This window comes from Vibrio sp. SCSIO 43155 (genome assembly GCF_023716605.1).
GTDB lineage: Bacteria > Pseudomonadota > Gammaproteobacteria > Enterobacterales > Vibrionaceae > Vibrio > Vibrio harveyi.
The window spans coordinates 3,295,322-3,313,074 of the sequence record NZ_CP071852.1; the positions used below are offsets into that span (position 1 = coordinate 3,295,322).

Below are 17,753 nucleotides of genomic sequence, written 5' to 3' on the forward strand. Positions count from 1 at the left end.
TCCGCAAATTTGGAGGTTAAGATGCAAGCAACTTTTGAACACTATTTCGATCTTGGCCCATTCAGTTGGGCGGCATTACTTTGCTGCGCAATCAATGGTTTGATGATTGGCATTGAGCGTCAAACTCGAGGTAAACCCGTTGGTATTCGTACTGCAATTCTCGTTATATCAGGTACTTACCTATTTATGTCAATGGCGGTTTCACTCTCACCAAACACGTTAGACCAAGCTCGTGTTCTTGGGCAGATCATTACTGGTGTTGGCTTTTTAGGTGCAGGTGTGATGATGACTCAAGACGGCAAAATCCACGGTGTGACTTCAGCAGCAGTAATTTGGGTATTGGCAGGCTTGGGCTTGATGATTGGCTTAGGTTACTTATCGCAGTCGATCATTATTACCGTGTTGGCACTGACCGTTTTGCTCGGCGTAGACAGGGCGGAAAACCGCGTCAAAGCTTTGCGCCGCGGTGTGCACCAGAAAATGCAGCAGCGAAAAACATCCACACGTTTGATCAAATAATCCATTCAATAAAAAGACCCCGACGTCTCGCCGGGGTCTTTTTGTATCTGGCATTTATCGTGGAAGGTCGCGGAACTTATTTCGCAAAGTTCACGATAGGGAAACACTTGAAGAAACCGTTGTCCGCACAGTTTAGAAGACCAATTTGAACACCATCGATTTGGTCAGTCATGTTGAAGACACCAAGCTGGAAGTTAGATTTTTTAGAGATACTTGCCAGACCAATGTCTGCCATTGTGTAACCTTCAGAGTAGTTCACCGCACTCCAGTTCAAACCTTTCACATTGTTTGTTACGTTCACTGCACCCAAGTTAACACCGTTCGTCTGACCTTGGTTCCAGTTAAATAGCCCCAGAGAAGCACCTGTCATTTCTTGGTTTACTTTTGATGCACCAAAGAAAAGACCGAAGTTCACACCGGTTGTACGATCTGTTTCAGACATACCAAGTAGAGAGAAATCGACACCTTTCACTTCGTTCACCTGACCGTGAAGAACAGCAAGACGCACACCACCAACTGAGGAGTTAGAAGGCGCGTTCGTGTTGTCGATTGTAGAGAACATAACTGGTGAGCTGTCAGCAAGAGCAACAGGTGAAGCGATAACGGCTGCAACAGCCAGTGACGTCATTAGCTTTTTCATTTTCATCTCCATGGGGATTTGTCTTTTACAACATAGTGTAGTGTTCAGAGTTTGCGCTATTTTTAGTTGATGAATGTTAGCGCTAAGTCATATTTAACTGAGTGAATATTTAACCCAATAATTCACACGCATTATTTATCCGCTTTTTTCCTAAACTCTGATGATTAGTAACCACTCAATTTCGAGTGTTTCCGTCAATGTTCTCAGCACTCAGCTCAATCCAATAACACCTTGCTCTGCTATGTCTAACGAAGAAGAATCAGAATTTCCCTACAACTCAATCTCACCCACAAACAGCCTCAATTCACAAACATAAAAAAGCCGAGGCATTCACCTCGGCTTCCTAGTTTGGTTTGGTCGGTTGTCTTTAAGCTATAACGTCTTAGAGCAAAGAGAAAGCGCGGAGTTTACGCACGTAAATGAGCACTTTCGATGCAGCTATAAGGCGTTAGAGCGACAAGACAAGCAGCAAATTACATCATGCCGCCCATACCACCCATACCGCCCATACCACCCATGTCAGGCATACCTGCGCCTTCTTTTTGTGGTAGGTCAGTAACCATCGCTTCAGTTGTGATCATTAGACCTGCAACTGATGCTGCAAATTGTAGAGCAGAACGCGTTACTTTAGTTGGATCTAGGATACCCATCTCTAGCATGTCGCCGTACTCGCCTGTTGCTGCGTTGTAGCCGTAAGAACCTTCACCTGCTTTCACGTTGTTCGCTACTACTGACTCTTCATCACCTGCGTTCTTCGTGATTTGACGGATTGGCGCTTCCATTGCACGTAGTGCAACGCGGATACCAACGTTTTGCTCTTCGTTGTCGCCTTCTAGGTCAACAATCTTAGATGCTGCACGGATTAGTGCTACACCACCACCAGCAACAACGCCTTCTTCAACCGCTGCGCGAGTTGCATGCAGTGCATCTTCTACGCGGTCTTTCTTCTCTTTCATCTCAACTTCAGTTGCTGCACCAACTTTGATTACTGCAACACCGCCAGCTAGCTTAGCAACGCGCTCTTGTAGTTTCTCTTTGTCGTAGTCTGAAGTTGCATCTTCGATTTGCTGACGGATTTGAGCAACACGACCTTGGATCATTGCTTCTTCACCCACGCCATCGATGATGGTTGTGTTTTCTTTTGTGATTGCAACGCGCTTCGCCTGACCTAGGTCTTCTAGTGCTACTTTTTCTAGCTCTAGACCAACTTCTTCAGAAATCACGATACCGCCAGTTAGGATAGCGATGTCTTGTAGCATTGCTTTACGACGGTCACCGAAACCAGGCGCTTTCACAGCTGCAACTTTCACGATGCCGCGCATGTTGTTCACAACAAGTGTTGCTAGTGCTTCACCTTCTACGTCTTCAGCGATGATAAGTAGTGGGCGAGATGCTTTTGCTACTGCTTCTAGTGCTGGAAGAAGTTCACGGATGTTCGATACTTTCTTATCGATCAGAAGGATGAATGGGTTTTCTAGATCAACAGAACCTGCTTCTTGGTTGTTGATGAAGTAAGGAGATAGGTAACCGCGGTCGAACTGCATACCTTCAACTACATCTAGCTCATCTTGTAGTGCTTGACCTTCTTCAACAGTGATAACACCGTCGCGACCAACTTTTTCCATTGCTTCAGCAATGATGTTACCTACGCTTGAGTCAGAGTTCGCAGAGATAGTACCAACCTGTGCGATTGCTTTGGTGTCGTTACACTCAACAGATAGCTCTTTTAGTTGCTCAACTGCTGCGATAACTGCTTTGTCGATACCGCGCTTAAGGTCCATTGGGTTCATACCCGCTGCTACTGCTTTTAGACCTTCATTTACGATTGCTTGCGCTAGTACGGTTGCTGTTGTTGTACCGTCACCCGCTGCGTCGTTTGCTTTAGACGCAACTTCTTTAACCATTTGTGCGCCCATGTTCTGGAATTTATCTTCCAGTTCAATTTCACGCGCTACTGATACACCATCTTTAGTGATCGTTGGTGCACCAAAAGATTTGTCTAGAACTACGTTACGACCTTTAGGACCCAGTGTTACTTTTACTGCGTCAGCTAGAACGTTTACGCCTTCTAGCATTTTAACTCGTGCGTCATTACCAAATTTAACGTCTTTAGCAGCCATCTTTGATTTCCTTTCTAAATTCTGTTTTCGATTTCGTTTTTGAATCAGAGCAAAAAATTACTCAACGATTGCTATTAGTCGACAATAGCCATGATGTCGTTTTCAGACATTACTAGCACTTCTTTACCGTCGATTTTTTCAGTTTTAGTACCGTAACCTTCAGCGAAGATAACAGTATCACCAACTTTAACGTCCAGCGGTAGCACTGTGCCGTTCTCTAGGATGCGGCCTTTACCCACAGCTAGAACAACACCGCGAGTCGATTTTTCCGCAGCAGAACCAGTTAAAACGATGCCACCAGCTGACTTTGATTCAACTTCTTTACGTTCAACGATAACTCGGTCATGTAATGGACGAATGTTCATCGGTCGTCTCTCCTGAAAATTTCCATGTTTATTTGATAATTGCCCGCGCAGGGGCACGTGATCACTATATAAGGGGCAAAGCTAAGGATCCCAAGGGGTAGACGTGAATTTTTTGTGACTTAGTTAAAATAACCGGCAGCTAAGCAACGGTTTGCGCGCGAAATGCTCACTCGCCGAGGCAACGGCTTTCTTGTATCCTTGCCCTTCCCTCACCAGATAGATGTCAAAAATGCTGGAAAAGAATAAGCCGGACAATCAGACTCAAGACAAGCATGGTTTGTTGACCGCGCCCATTCCTGACACCTTACGCAAAATGACCGTCCCTATGACCATGGGCATGATCGCGATTTTGATGTTTAACTTGGTCGATACCTTTTTCATCTCGCTATTGGGTACCGAAGCGCTCGCGGCAATTAGTTATACCTTCCCAGTAACCTTTGCTGTGAACTGCATCACTATGGGCATTGGTATGGGTCTGTCGACCAATATCGGTCGCCTGTTGGGTCAAGGAGAATCTTCTCAAGCAGCACGTTTTACTAGCCATGGTTTATTACTGGCAGTTGCTCTAGTTACGATTGCTTCAACGCTAGGTTTGTTTACCATCGAGCCATTATTCAGCTTCCTTGGCGCAAAAGAAGATTCCATTCCACTGATCAAGCAGTACATGCAAGTCTGGTATCTGACAATTCCCCTGCTGGTGATCCCAATGGCAGGCAATAGCGCTATTCGGGCGACTGGTGATACCAAGACTCCGGCGAAGATAATGATGCTCGCTGGATTGATTAACGGCATACTCGATCCATTACTCATCTTTGGCTACGGTCCTTTTCCTGAGCTCGGCATTCAAGGCGCTGCGATTGCTAGTGCATTCAGTTGGTTTGGTGCTTTGTGCGGTTCTTTCTATGTATTGATCAAACGCGAAAAGCTGCTTGCGGCACCACAATGGCAGTGCATCAAACAAGATTGGCAACAAACGCTCAAGATCGGTACGCCCGCTGCTCTCTCGAATGCGATGACGCCGCTATCTGGTGCGATTCTGATGATGATTTTGTCTCACCATGGCACCGCAGCGGTTGCCGCTTATGGTGCTGCGCAGCGAATTGAGTCGATCTTGATTTTGGTGTTGATGTCACTGACTTCTGCACTCACCCCGTTTATGGCGCAAAACTTTGGGGCTAATAACCCTGCTCGTGCATTCGCTGGCTGGTTCCTGAGCATGCGCTTTGCGGTGGTGTTCCAAGGCTTTATCTTTTTGATGATGGTGCCCCTTAGCATTCCTCTCGCAGCACTCTTCTCCCAAGAAGCGGCAGTAAAAGACTTGCTGTGGCATTACCTCTTAGTCGTGCCGTTTAGCTATGGTTTCCAAGGTATTGTGATGATGCTGGTGAGTGGCTATAACGCGATGCACAAACCGCTGCGCGCCTTTCAATGGAGCTTTATGCGCTTGTTCGTCTTTACGCTGCCAGCGGCATGGATTGGCAGTCAGCTTTATAGCATCGAAGGTTTGTTCATTGGTATTGCTCTGGGTAACACACTAGGTGGTTTGCTAGGGTATCTCTTTGCCCTGCGCGAGCGTCGTATCACATTAGCAGAGCACGCGAGCTCTTAGTTCCGCATAAAGCCAGTTTCAATCTCAGACGGACTTCAGCTTAGACAAGTTTCGGATAATAAAAAACCGCGGATAACCGCGGTTTTTTTAGGTTTTGACTTTATCAAGCAGGCTTAGAATAGCTCTTCAGCAACTTGGTATAGGTCGTTGCGTACAGGACGCTTCATGTTCTCGATAGCATCGATGATGTCGTGGTGAACCAGTTGCTCTTTCACGATACCAACACAACGACCGCCGTGGCCTTCCATTAGTAGGTGAACAGCATAGTTACCCATGCGAGACGCTAGAACGCGGTCAAATGCAGTTGGACGACCACCACGTTGGATGTGACCAAGAACCGTTGCACGAGTCTCACGACCTGTTGCCGCTTCGATCTCTTTCGCTAGTTCGTTTGCATCCATCATCAGCTCAGTTAGCGCAATGATTGCGTGCTTCTTACCTTTAGAGATACCGTCTTGGATGTTACCAATCAGCTTCTCTTTATCTAGACCAGTTTCTGGAGTAATGATGTACTCACAGCCACCTGCGATTGCAGACATCAGAGTTAGGTCACCACAGTGACGACCCATGATTTCTACGATAGAAATACGCTGGTGAGAAGAAGACGTGTCGCGTAGACGGTCGATTGCGTCGATAACTGTGTTTAGCGCTGTTAGGTAACCGATTGTGTAATCTGTACCTGCGATATCGTTATCGATTGTGCCTGGTAGACCGATACATGGGTAACCCATCTCAGTCAGTTTCTTAGCACCCATGTAAGAACCGTCACCACCGATAACAACTAGTGCATCGATACCGTGCTTTTTAAGGTTCTCAATCGCTTGTTCGCGTACTGCCACTTCCTTGAATTCAGGGAAACGTGCAGAACCTAGGAATGTACCACCCTTGTTGATCACATCAGAAACGCTAGAACGATCTAACCTTTCGATGCGGTCTTCGTAAAGACCTAGGTAGCCATCGTAAACACCGTAAACTTCCAATCCCTCAGATAGTGCTGTACGAACTACGCCGCGTACTGCAGCGTTCATACCAGGTGCGTCACCGCCACTTGTTAAAACACCGATCTTCTTAATCATGCTCACCCTCGATCTTTGGCAATCAATTATTTAATTTTCTTTTAGGCCCCTTGTTACCAAGCAACCTGCATAATCCAGAACTGTGCGTTATGTTACATTTCCTCTACAGGAATACCAATGAAAACACACTTTTTTATGTAACTTTTCTACTTATGTAAGAGTATTACAGTTTCTCTTTGCAACTTCGTTGATTCACATCAGGATCACGATTCTTAATAAGTAGTGATGGAAAGATAGTCAATAAGCGCCTATTTGTCGTCAGGCACAGCCCTATTTTTCGACCGTTACCAATCTTGCGCCTTCTGGTCTCTTTCTGGACCAAACACCACTGACAATGGATCTTGATGGATCAGCACATCCGCTTCCGGGAACAGCTCAAGTAGATTATCTTCTACTTTATCGGCAATGTGATGGGCCTCGATCAAACGTAAGTTATCATCCAATTCTAAGTGCAGTTGGATAAAGCGCGTTGGACCAGACATCCGTGTACGTAACTGATGCACACCCAATACCCCTTCCACTTTTAAGCACTCTTGACGAATCTGTTCCAACTCTTCATCTGGCAGCTTCCTATCCAACAAGGTCTGAATCGCTTCGCTGACCATCTTGAATGCGCTGTATAAAATAAAGATACCAATACCCACCGCAAACACTGCATCGGCTTGCGTGACACCAAAGTAACTCAAACCTAATGCCACCATAATGGCACCATTCATATACAGGTCTGTTTGGTAATGCAGTGAGTCGGCGGCGATCGCCTGACTGCCCGTCACACGCACGACATGCTTTTGGAACATCACAAGTCCAAAAGTGACCACCATAGCAAATAGAGAAACGTAAACACCGAGCTCTGGGGCGTTTAATTCATGTGGGCGGAAGAAGCGCTCGACACCGTTCAGGATCAAGAACACCGCTGAACCAGAAATAAACATCGCTTGTGCCAGCGCCGCCAACGACTCGGCTTTACCGTGACCAAAAGTATGTTCTCTGTCGGCAGGTTGTAGGGAATAGCGCACCACAATGAGGTTCACCACCGAAGCGGCAATATCCAGCATGGAGTCAATTAAAGAGGCAAGTAAGCTGACTGAGCCCGTCACCCACCAAGTGATGACTTTGACAATCAAAAGAAGCGTCGCAACGATGGTTGCCGTCCAAGCTGCCATCGTCACTAAACGTGCGTATTGCTGTTTCATAATCAAATAGTTAACTCAAACCGTGCTTTGAGTATACCTTGAGAATGATTTAATGAGTATGAAATCGCCAAGATCAAAAAGAGGCAGCACTCTGGCTACCTCTCTTACGTTATCTTTCAGCGATTAGCTGTTGTGGTGCTTTTCCATGCGTTTTTGCATTTTTTCGCCACACTTTTGTTGACGCTCTTTTTGTAGCTCAACAAATTTTGTTTTTTGCTCAGGAGTCAGAACACTCAGCATTTGGTGCTTTTTCTCCATCATCTTAACGCGACGCTCAGTTTGCTTCTCAACCATCTCTTTTGCTAGGTCGTTTGCCGCTGCAGCATCGAAGTTATCAGCCAATAGCAGTGCTTGAACCTTTTCGTGGTGCGCTTGACGCTCAGCCATACGTGCTTCTTTACCATCCGCGAATTTTGCTTTCATTTCCGCTTTGTTCGCTTCACGCATTTCTTTTAGTTGGTCTTTTTGTGCATCAGTTAGGTCTAGTTGGCGCATGATACCGCGGTCCATACCCATACCACACTCACCGCGATGACCTTTGTGGTCTTTACCGCCAAATGCGAATGCACTCGCTGTACCTAGAGTTAGAGGTAGAACAACAGCCGCTAGTACCAGTTTCTTTGCAGTTTTCATAATACGATTCCTTACACAGGTTAGTGATTCTTCTGAGCTGTTCTCACAGCGCTTGAGTGTAGAATACGACCTACTAGGTAAAGCGACGTATAGAGACCGTAAAGAATCGTAAAGAGTGATTTTTACACTCATTCTTCACCGTCATTACCATGTAATATTAAAACAACTACGAATGATAAATAGGTACTCATATGGCGAACATTCTTTTGATTGATGACGATACCGAGCTAACCAGCCTACTTAAGGAAGTGCTGAGCTTCGAAGGTTTTAACGTCAACGAAGCCAACGATGGAGAAGCTGGTCTCGCGGCAGTCACTGACGAAATCGACCTTATTTTGCTCGATGTCATGATGCCAAAACTCAATGGAATGGAAACCTTAAAGCGCCTGCGTGAAAACTGGGAAACGCCTGTTCTAATGCTGACAGCTAAAGGCGAAGAAATCGATCGCGTGATCGGTCTTGAACTGGGTGCGGATGATTACCTGCCAAAACCATTCAGCGACCGCGAACTACTGGCACGCATCCGAGCAATTTTACGCCGCACAAGCAGCACTCAAAAGAGCACTAAAAACGGTGACTGCATTGAGTATCAAGAAATCAAACTCTATCCAGGCAAACAGGAAGCCTATTGTGAAGAGGTTCTGCTGGATTTAACGACCACAGAGTTCGCCTTGTTGACTCACTTTGTACAAAATCCGGGGCAAGTCCTCACTAAAGAAACCCTGAGTCTTGACGTGCTTGGTAAGCGCCTTGCAGCCTTTGACCGCGCGATCGATATGCACGTGTCCAACCTACGGAAGAAACTGCCAGATCAGAGTAACGGTAAGCCACGCATTAAAACCCTACGAGGGCGCGGCTACATGTTGATTGAGGAGGATTAATGCGAGCACCACGCTTCAAACTACCGAAGATAAACAGCTTGTATGGACGCATCTTTGCCATCTTCTGGTTCACCATGTTTTTGGTTCTGATGGCTGTGCTGTCACTACCTCATCTTGACCCACGGAAAGCGCGCGACATTCCAAAAGAGCATTATCAACGTATGCTTGAAATACGTGACGGTATTGAGAAGAAGTATCGCAACCAAGATAACCTCGGCAAAATCTTATTTAGCCTTGAAGGACAACGACGCAGCAAGCATGACCCACGTCCAAGGATCTTCTTTTCCGATCACGAAGGGAATGTCTTAAGCACCTCGAGCCACAAAGACTTTAAGCTGCGTGCACTGCAAAATTTTGTCACCAGTATTGAAGATCAGTCACAGCCGAAACAAAAACTCTACGGTCGTTACATGATTGCAGGTCCAGTGCCAATCAATGTCGCTAATTCAGATCTACTGATGTACGTCGGCTTTAAGTGGAACGAGCCGCCACCAATCATGTTGCGCCTGTTTGACCACCCATTGCAGTTGCTGCTCGCCGTTATGTTGGTGAGTACACCGCTATTATTATGGTTAGCATGGGCATTGAGCCAACCAGCTCGACGATTGGAAACCGCAGCACAACGCGTTGCTAAAGGTGAGTTTGTCATCGATCCGAATCTAGAGAAAGGCACCACCGAGTTTCGCCAAGCAGGTACGAGCTTCAACCAAATGGTCGAGGCTGTGAATCAAATGATTTCTGGTCAGCAGCGTTTACTCTCAGACATCTCACACGAGCTGCGTTCCCCACTCACTCGCCTGCGTATGGCAAGTGCGTTGGCGACTCGTAAACAAGGTGAAAGCCCAGAGCTAACTCGTATTGATACCGAAGCGCAGCGCTTAGAGCAGATGATTGCCGAGCTGCTTGAACTGTCGCGCATGCAGGTAAACAGTCACATGACGCGCGAGACTCAGCCAATTGTCAGCTTATGGGAAGAGATCATCAAAGACGCGCAGTTTGAAGCCGAGCAAATGGGTAAAACCCTTAGCTATTCAACCTTACCGGATCGCAGTATCTCTGGTAATCCTAAATTGTTGATGAGCGCGGTAGAAAATATCATCCGCAACGCGATTTACTACGGCAAAGATGAAGTAAGAATCGACATTCAGGATTCATTCGATACCCTCAGCATCGTGGTTGACGACAATGGGGAAGGCGTACCTGACGAAGAATTGGAAGCAATTTTCCGCCCGTTTTACCGTGTATCTACAGCACGAGATCGCCATTCAGGTGGTACTGGCTTAGGATTAACCATCACCGACAGTGCGATTCGTCAGCACAGCGGTTCGATTGTTGCTAGCCGTAGCCCACTCGGCGGTTTACGTGTCACCATCACCCTACCATTGATCAGCGCAGGCAAATAACCTTACAAAGATCAAAGTTGATAATGATTTTCATTAACATTAAAGTAAATCCTCCATAAAGGAGGATTTACAATGTCGCACATTTTCCCAGAGCTTCCATACGAATACGATGCGTTAGAGCCGTACATCGATGCGAAAACAATGGAAGTTCACTACAGCAAACACCATAAAACTTATTACGACAAATTCATGGCTGCCGCAAAAGGCAGCGCTCTCGAGACCCAAAGCCTCGATGACATCTTCGCTTGCATTTCTCAACACAGTCCAGCTATCCGCAACAACGGTGGCGGCTATTACAATCACATCATTTACTGGAACTGCATGTCACCAAACGGTGGCGGTGAACCTCAAGGTGCTCTAGCGCAAGCCATCAACGACAAATATGGCGACTTCGAAAAGTTTAAAGATGAGTTCGCACAAGCTGCTATCAATACTTTCGGCTCTGGCTTTGCTTGGCTGGTCGTAAAAGATGGCGATATTCACATTACGTCAACGAGTAACCAAGACAACCCTCTAATGGACGTTGCCGCGGTACAAGGTGAACCAGTCCTAGCATTGGATGTGTGGGAACACGCATACTACATCAGCTACCAAAACCGTCGTCCTGAATACATCGACGCATGGTGGAATGTGGTCAACTGGCGCGCAGTGGAAGAGAACTACGCTCGCGCTCTGAGTTAATCTATCTAAATGAGGGCAACACACTGAAGTGGTTGCCCTCTTCTATTACCCGTCATTGTGTTGAATCTCGCTTCTCATGGTGACTTGGGTATATACTGCTCGCCTGTTTTGACCAATCTAATTCAATACCATGTTTGATATCGCTCTATACGAACCAGAAATCGCGCCGAACACCGGCAACATCATTCGCCTGTGTGCTAACTGTGGTGCGAATCTCCACCTGATTGAGCCGCTGGGTTTCGATCTAGAAGAGAAGAAAGTCCGCCGCGCAGGTTTGGATTACCACGATTTGGCTCGCGTGACGCGTCATAAAGATTATCAAGCATTCTTGGAATACTTAGAGAAAGAGAAACAAGGCAACTACCGTCTGTTTGCATGCACGACCAAAACCACAGGTCATCACGTCGATGCAAAATACCAAGAAGGCGATGTTTTGATGTTTGGTCCAGAAACACGTGGCCTGCCAGCAGACGTGATTGATAGCCTACCAATGGAACAACGTATTCGTATTCCGATGATGCCGGATGCGCGCAGCCTGAACCTTTCTAACGCCGTTGCGATTATTGCGTTTGAAGCATGGCGCCAAATGGGCTTTGAAGGCGCGTTGTAAGCACTGCAAATCACAGATACTAAAAAGGGCGCTCAATGCGCCCTTTTGCTTTTCTTACTGACCGATTGAATCAGTTGAGCTTGTTACGATCATTGTCGTCTTTACGCTCGTATTCACCTTCGAAGGTATTGCCATTATCCGATTGAGAATCAAATGGGTCACGACGGAACGGGTCTTGCTCAAATGGACCTTGATTTGAGAAGCCACCTTGGAAGCCGCCACCGTTCATGGTCTTCACCACCATCTTACTCATTAGGTATTTGGCAATTGCCGCTCGCGGTGCTGGCAATAATACCAACATACCCAATGCATCGGTCATGAAACCTGGGGTTAACAACAGCACACCGGCAACCGCCAGCATCACACCTTCAAAAATCTGTTGCGCTGGAAGCTCACCTTGCTCTAAGCGCCCTTGCACCGACATTAGCGTCTGGATGCCTTGGCTACGTACCAAAGACGCACCAACAAATGCAGTAATCAACACCAAAGCAATCGTAGGCCAGAGACCTAAGAAGCCTCCCACCTGAATAAATAGGCCGATTTCGATGATCGGGACGAAAATAAACGCCAATAATAAGATAGGAAACACATGCCCTCCTTTGTTGGATTCAGTGTAATGGCAAAAGCCTACTAAGCTCAAACGAATCGTTGTAAAAAAGCGTGTTCACCCTGGGGAGAATGCATTGTGCAAAAAAAGCCCTTTGAACAAAGGTGCATATACAAAAATTGATCGTTGAAAAGTGCTATTTTCGGACTCTTAAAATCCATGTTTGTCGAGGAAAAACATCTACCCATAAAGGGTTATTAATATCCCGTTCATACTTTGCAAATTATTGACGCATTAAAAGCGAAAAAGGTGATCCACTTACTATTTTTATGCGCTAGGTGCAGTATGATGTGCCACATAAGTCAGGACGGTTTTTCCAGCCAAAAACTCTGATGAATGGATTCTTGATTGCAGAAATGGCTAATAAATAACTTAAATATCAGAATTATTATCTAAGGATCCTGTTATGGCTACACTATCTGATGCTCCAAAGACAGCAAACCAAGCCACTCGTATTGAAGAAGATCTATTAGGCCAACGTCATGTCCCTGCCGATGCTTACTACGGCATCCACACACTTCGCGCTATCGAAAACTTCAACATTTCAAGCACTACCATCTCTGACGTACCTGAATTTGTACGTGGCATGGTAATGACTAAGAAAGCCGCTGCACTAGCAAACAAAGAGCTAGGTGCGATTCCAAAAGACGTTGCTAACTACATTCTAGAAGCGTGTGATTTGATCCTTGAAACAGGTAAGTGCATGGATCAGTTCCCTTCAGACGTATTCCAAGGTGGCGCAGGCACGTCAGTTAACATGAACACAAACGAAGTTATCGCGAACGTTGCACTTGAACTGATGGGCAAGGAAAAAGGCCAATATGAGTTCATCAACCCGAACGATCACGTTAACAAGAGCCAATCAACAAACTGTGCGTACCCAACGGGCTTCCGTATCGCGGTTTACAACAGTGTTCATCAGTTGATGGAAGCGATCGAATACCTAAAAGGCGCATTCGAGCTTAAAGCACAAGAATTCAAAGATGTGTTGAAGATGGGTCGTACTCAGCTTCAAGACGCGGTTCCTATGACTGTAGGTCAAGAGTTCCACGCATGGGCAGTAACACTAAACGAAGAAATTCGTGCCCTAGATTACACATCTAAACTACTACTAGAAATCAACCTAGGGGCAACGGCAATCGGTACTGGTCTAAACGCACCAACTGGTTACCAAGCACTAGCAGTGAAACACCTAGCGGAAGTCACTGGCGTTGAAGTGGTTGCAGCAGAAGACCTAATCGAAGCAACCTCTGACTGTGGTGCCTACGTGATGACGCACGGTGCGCTGAAACGTCTAGCAGTGAAACTATCGAAGATCTGTAACGACCTTCGTCTACTTTCTTCTGGTCCACGTGCAGGTCTGAACGAACTGAACCTACCAGAAATGCAAGCAGGCTCTTCAATCATGCCAGCTAAAGTAAACCCAGTTATCCCTGAAGTAGTAAACCAAGTTTGCTTCAAAGTTCTAGGTAACGACAACACGGTTTCTTTCGCAGCAGAAGGCGGTCAGCTACAGCTTAACGTAATGGAACCAGTTATCGCACAAAGCGTGTTCGAGTCTATCTCTCTACTACACAACGCGTGTGTGAACCTACGTGACAAATGTATCGATGGCATCACTGTGAACAAAGAAGTTTGTGAGAACTACGTTTACAACTCTATCGGTATCGTAACTTACCTAAACCCATACATCGGTCACCACGAGGGCGATATTGTGGGTAAGATCTGTGCTGAAACAGGTAAGAGCGTACGTGATGTGGTTCTAGAACGCGGTTTATTAACTGCAGAAGAGCTAGATGACATCTTATCGGTTGAAAACTTCATGCATCCGACTTATAAAGCGAAACGCTACGAGTAATCGTATATGTAAAGGGGTCCCTAACGGGACCCTTTTTTAGGCTCTGATACGGTTAACCACATTTTTTATGCGCTTTTTATTGCCGTAAGCCGATCAGGTTCTGATTTTCTGAACACTTACTCCTGTTCCTGAGTGCTCAAAAAATCAGAATCATTAAAAAACTAAAAGAGGTATCAATATGGTAATGGTCGAACTCTTCGTGGTTCTGCTCTTCATCTATTTGGGGGCAAGAATCGGTGGTATCGGCATTGGTTTTGCCGGTGGTGCTGGGGTAATTGCATTGTCTTTAATCCTAGGCGTACCGACAAGCCAAGCTTACATTCCTGTCGACGTAATCCTGATCATCATGTCTGTAATTACCGCTATCGCAGCAATGCAAGTTGCGGGTGGTTTGGACTGGATGGTTCAAGTTGCAGAAGACTTTTTGCGTAAACATCCCGAACGCATCACTTTTTACGCGCCTATCGTGACATTCCTAATGACACTGATGGCGGGTACAGGTCATACCGCTTTCTCTACTCTACCTGTAATTGCAGAAGTAGCAAAAGGTCAAGGCGTTCGCCCTTCTCGTCCACTGTCTATCGCGGTAGTTGCATCGCAAATCGCTATCACAGCATCGCCAATCTCAGCGGCAGTTGTAGCGTTCGCAGCAATGCTTCACCCATTCGGCGTTGACTACTTGACGCTACTAGCGATCTGTATCCCAACAACGTTCATCGCTTGTATGATCGGTGCATTCGTTGCGAACTTCATGGGTAGCGAACTTAAAGACGATCCTGAATACCAAGACCGTCTAGCAAAAGGCTTGATCAAGCTAAACACAGAATCTAAGCGCGAAATCCTGCCAACAGCGAAGAAAGCAACTTTCATCTTCCTAGGCGCTATCGCATTCGTAGTGTGTTACGCAGCAGCAATCTCTGGCTCTGTTGGCCTTATCGAGAACCCTGCTCTAGGTCGTAACGAAGCTATCATGACGGTAATGCTTGCAGCTGCGGCAGCTATCGTAATGAGCTGTAAAATCGACGCTGGCAAAATCCCAGCAGCAGCAACATTCCGCTCTGGTATGACAGCGTGTGTGTGTGTTCTTGGCGTAGCATGGCTAGGTTCTACGTTCGTTAACGCGCACGTTGACGGCATCAAAGAAGTGGCTGGTGCGCTACTAGCAGACTACCCATGGATGCTAGCACTTGTTCTATTCTTTGCTTCAATGCTGCTTTACTCGCAAGGTGCAACTACCGTTGCGCTTATGCCAGCAGCACTAGCAATCGGTGTGGCACCACTTACCGCAGTTGCGTCTTTCGCAGCAGTAAGTGCGCTATTCGTACTGCCAACTTACCCAACGCTTCTAGCAGCGGTTGAGATGGACGACACGGGTTCAACTCGTATCGGTAAATACGTATTCAACCACCCATTCTTTGTACCTGGTGTGGTAACCATCGCTTCTGCGGTAGCACTTGGCTTCGCATTCGGTGGTCTGCTGATCTAGTAGAAACAGAGTCTTACTCGGGGAGCTTCGGCTCCCTTTTTTATTGCCTGTCGCATTGGAGAGCGCTTAACAAATCTTCACTTCCATGAAACTTATTGGCTAGTCAGCAGGTCTGATTGAGTTACACTAACGGCAATTATCTAAGATGAATTGAACCTTTTATGCGTGCATTACTCTCCGTCTTACTCTTAGGGCTTATTACCTTCTCTGCGCCTTCTTTTGCTTTGTTTGGCAATGATCAGTTAAACAACAGTCAAAGCAACGCTTTTGGCAGCAGCAACGATACCTTTGTACCTGTCGATCAGGCTTTCCCATTCAACTACTACCAGCAAGACGGCAAATTAATGTTGGATTGGCAGGTACGTGATGGTTACTACCTGTATCAAGAACGCCTATCGGTAGCGGGTGAGAAAGTATCGCTAGGCGAACTGCAAATGGAAGACGGAACGCCGCATAAAGATGAATTCTTTGGTGACGTACATATCTACACTCAGCCTCTGTTTGTTAACGTCCCAATGCACGACTGGCAAGACGGAGCACGCGTAGTAGTGCAATACCAAGGTTGTGCGAAAGCAGGCTTCTGTTACCCACCAGAAACTCGCGTGATTCCTATCAGCGCGTTTACTTCGTCGAGCTCAGATTCAACAGCGGCGACGACAACACCAAAAGCAGAGCAAGCACCAACAGCAACGCCACCAGCGGCGCAATCATCTAGTTCTAGCGACACACCATCGACGCCAGTAACACAGCAAGATAGCCTTGCCGCAAACCTAGCTGATAACTGGTGGACGCCACTTCTGTTCTTGGCGCTTGGTGTGGGCTTAGCATTTACGCCATGTGTTCTGCCGATGTACCCAATTCTGACCAGCATCGTGCTTGGCAGCGGCAAACTAAGCCAAAGTCGCGCGCTAGGTTTGTCGTTTGTCTACGTGCAAGGCATGGCGCTGACTTATACCCTACTGGGCCTTGTGGTGGCGTCTGCGGGCATGCAATTCCAAGCAGCGATGCAACACCCTTATGTGTTGATTGGTTTGAGTGTGCTGTTCGTGACGCTCGCCCTGTCTATGTTTGGCGTTTATAACCTGCAACTGCCAAGTGGGGTACAAACGTGGTTAAACAACCTCAGCAACAAACAACAAGGTGGTAGCAGCGCAGGTGTATTCGCCATGGGTGCGATTTCTGGTCTAGTGTGCTCCCCATGCACCACGGCTCCTCTGTCTGGTGCGCTACTTTACGTTGCACAAAGCGGTGACTTACTGACAGGTGGTATCGCGCTCTATGCACTAGCAATGGGTATGGGTATTCCACTCATTCTTGTTGCAGTATTCGGCAACAAACTTCTGCCAAAAGCAGGAGGTTGGATGGATCGCGTTAAGACTCTGTTCGGCTTCATTCTACTGGCTGCTCCTATCTTCCTACTTGAGCGCATCTTGCCAGAAATGTGGGCTACGGCATTGTGGTCAGCACTGGGTATCGCGGCTTTTGGTTGGCTATACCACATCAAAAACAGCCTAGAATTTGGCGGTTGGAAGCAAAGCGCAGTAGGCATCATTGCTGTGCTTGGTTTGTTTGCTTCTGCTCAACCAGCATTGAACTATTGGTTTGGCGGCAACACCACTACACAAACTCAGCAAGCAACAGTGAGTTTTACTCGTATTGCTAACGTGGCTGAGCTTGAGGCTGCACTTGCTCAGGCGAAACAAGTAGGTAAACCAGTGATGCTGGATTTCTACGCCGACTGGTGCGTAGCATGTAAAGAGTTCGAGAAGTACACCTTCCATGACCCAAGCGTCGAAGCCAGACTACAAGACTTCGTTCTTCTGCAGGCGGACGTGACCAAGAACCAAATTCAGGACATCGAGCTGCTTAAACATATGAATGTACTGGGTTTACCAACGATTGAGTTCTGGGATGCCAATGGCGAACATGTTTCAAACGCTCGTTTGACGGGCTTTATGCAAGCCGAGCCTTTCTTAGAGCACATCAACCGATTCTGATGATGAATCATTCAAACGCCAGTGATTATTCACTGGCGTTTTTTGTTGTCTCAATAAAACTGAGAAAGTTGCGTT

Annotated in this window: 16 protein-coding genes; 9 read left to right on the plus strand and 7 right to left on the minus strand. The window is 46.7% G+C overall.

What is annotated here, in order from left to right; translation table 11 throughout:
- The first annotated feature begins 21 nt into the window (after positions 1–21).
- Positions 22–519 carry an MgtC/SapB family protein gene (locus tag J4N44_RS15695; RefSeq protein WP_005425045.1) on the plus strand — a complete coding sequence of 166 codons (498 nt, stop codon included), beginning with the start codon at positions 22–24 and terminating at the stop codon, positions 517–519.
- A gap of 76 nt (positions 520–595) precedes the next feature.
- Here J4N44_RS15695 and J4N44_RS15700 read toward each other — a convergent pair whose 3' ends face one another.
- From J4N44_RS15700 to J4N44_RS15710, 3 genes are all read right to left on the minus strand, one after another.
- Entirely contained in the window at positions 596–1,159 is a 564-nt protein-coding gene (locus tag J4N44_RS15700; protein ID WP_005448292.1) for a VC2662 family protein, read from the minus strand.
- 473 nt (positions 1,160–1,632) lie between these two features.
- Complete coding sequence (gene groL, locus J4N44_RS15705) at positions 1,633–3,279, minus strand: chaperonin GroEL (protein ID WP_009698895.1); 1,647 nt, start codon at positions 3,277–3,279, stop codon at positions 1,633–1,635.
- Between the two features lie 74 nt (positions 3,280–3,353).
- A complete protein-coding gene (locus J4N44_RS15710; RefSeq protein ID WP_005448290.1) occupies positions 3,354–3,644 on the minus strand; it encodes a co-chaperone GroES in 291 nt (96 codons plus the stop codon).
- Positions 3,645–3,873: 229 nt separating this feature from the next.
- Here J4N44_RS15710 and J4N44_RS15715 point away from each other — a divergent pair, with 229 nt between their 5' ends.
- Complete coding sequence (locus J4N44_RS15715; RefSeq protein WP_005448289.1) at positions 3,874–5,253, plus strand: MATE family efflux transporter; 1,380 nt, start codon at positions 3,874–3,876, stop codon at positions 5,251–5,253.
- A 113-nt stretch (positions 5,254–5,366) separates the two neighbouring features.
- Here J4N44_RS15715 and pfkA read toward each other — a convergent pair whose 3' ends face one another.
- The 3 genes from pfkA to J4N44_RS15730 form a co-directional block, all read right to left on the minus strand.
- Entirely contained in the window at positions 5,367–6,329 is a 963-nt protein-coding gene (pfkA, locus tag J4N44_RS15720) for a 6-phosphofructokinase (RefSeq protein ID WP_005448288.1), read from the minus strand.
- A gap of 284 nt (positions 6,330–6,613) precedes the next feature.
- Positions 6,614–7,522 carry a CDF family cation-efflux transporter FieF gene (fieF, locus tag J4N44_RS15725; RefSeq protein ID WP_005448287.1) on the minus strand — a complete coding sequence of 303 codons (909 nt, stop codon included), beginning with the start codon at positions 7,520–7,522 and terminating at the stop codon, positions 6,614–6,616.
- Positions 7,523–7,645: 123 nt separating this feature from the next.
- Positions 7,646–8,155: a CpxP family protein gene (locus J4N44_RS15730; protein WP_005448285.1), complete on the minus strand. Its 510-nt coding sequence runs from the start codon at positions 8,153–8,155 to the stop codon at positions 7,646–7,648.
- Positions 8,156–8,346: 191 nt separating this feature from the next.
- On the opposite strand from J4N44_RS15730, the gene J4N44_RS15735 reads away from it, so the two are divergent.
- The 4 genes from J4N44_RS15735 (at position 8,347) to trmL (ending at position 11,730) form a co-directional block, all read left to right on the plus strand.
- The gene (locus tag J4N44_RS15735; protein WP_005448283.1) at positions 8,347–9,036 is read left to right on the plus strand and encodes a response regulator; all 690 of its coding nucleotides are present in this window, start codon (positions 8,347–8,349) and stop codon (positions 9,034–9,036) included.
- Complete coding sequence (gene cpxA / locus J4N44_RS15740; RefSeq protein WP_009700534.1) at positions 9,036–10,439, plus strand: envelope stress sensor histidine kinase CpxA; 1,404 nt, start codon at positions 9,036–9,038, stop codon at positions 10,437–10,439. The genes J4N44_RS15735 and cpxA overlap by 1 nt, the downstream gene beginning before the upstream one ends.
- Before the next feature lie 72 nt (positions 10,440–10,511).
- Positions 10,512–11,120 carry a superoxide dismutase gene (locus J4N44_RS15745; RefSeq protein ID WP_029789520.1) on the plus strand — a complete coding sequence of 203 codons (609 nt, stop codon included), beginning with the start codon at positions 10,512–10,514 and terminating at the stop codon, positions 11,118–11,120.
- A gap of 130 nt (positions 11,121–11,250) precedes the next feature.
- Positions 11,251–11,730, plus strand: a complete 480-nt coding sequence (gene trmL / locus J4N44_RS15750; RefSeq protein ID WP_005440442.1) for a tRNA (uridine(34)/cytosine(34)/5-carboxymethylaminomethyluridine(34)-2'-O)-methyltransferase TrmL — start codon at positions 11,251–11,253, stop codon at positions 11,728–11,730.
- A 70-nt stretch (positions 11,731–11,800) separates the two neighbouring features.
- Here trmL and J4N44_RS15755 read toward each other — a convergent pair whose 3' ends face one another.
- Positions 11,801–12,319, minus strand: coding sequence for an FxsA family protein (locus tag J4N44_RS15755; RefSeq protein WP_005448278.1), 519 nt, complete (start codon positions 12,317–12,319; stop codon positions 11,801–11,803).
- Between the two features lie 424 nt (positions 12,320–12,743).
- Between J4N44_RS15755 and aspA the strand changes: the two genes are divergently transcribed.
- The 3 genes from aspA to J4N44_RS15770 all read left to right on the plus strand — a co-directional run bounded on the left by aspA (position 12,744) and on the right by J4N44_RS15770 (position 17,678).
- A complete protein-coding gene (gene aspA / locus J4N44_RS15760) occupies positions 12,744–14,195 on the plus strand; it encodes an aspartate ammonia-lyase (RefSeq protein WP_005428778.1) in 1,452 nt (483 codons plus the stop codon).
- Between the two features lie 178 nt (positions 14,196–14,373).
- The gene (locus J4N44_RS15765) at positions 14,374–15,681 is read left to right on the plus strand and encodes an anaerobic C4-dicarboxylate transporter (RefSeq protein WP_017190954.1); all 1,308 of its coding nucleotides are present in this window, start codon (positions 14,374–14,376) and stop codon (positions 15,679–15,681) included.
- Positions 15,682–15,842: 161 nt separating this feature from the next.
- Positions 15,843–17,678 carry a protein-disulfide reductase DsbD gene (locus J4N44_RS15770; RefSeq protein ID WP_252044628.1) on the plus strand — a complete coding sequence of 612 codons (1,836 nt, stop codon included), beginning with the start codon at positions 15,843–15,845 and terminating at the stop codon, positions 17,676–17,678.
- Positions 17,679–17,753: the final 75 nt, after the last annotated feature.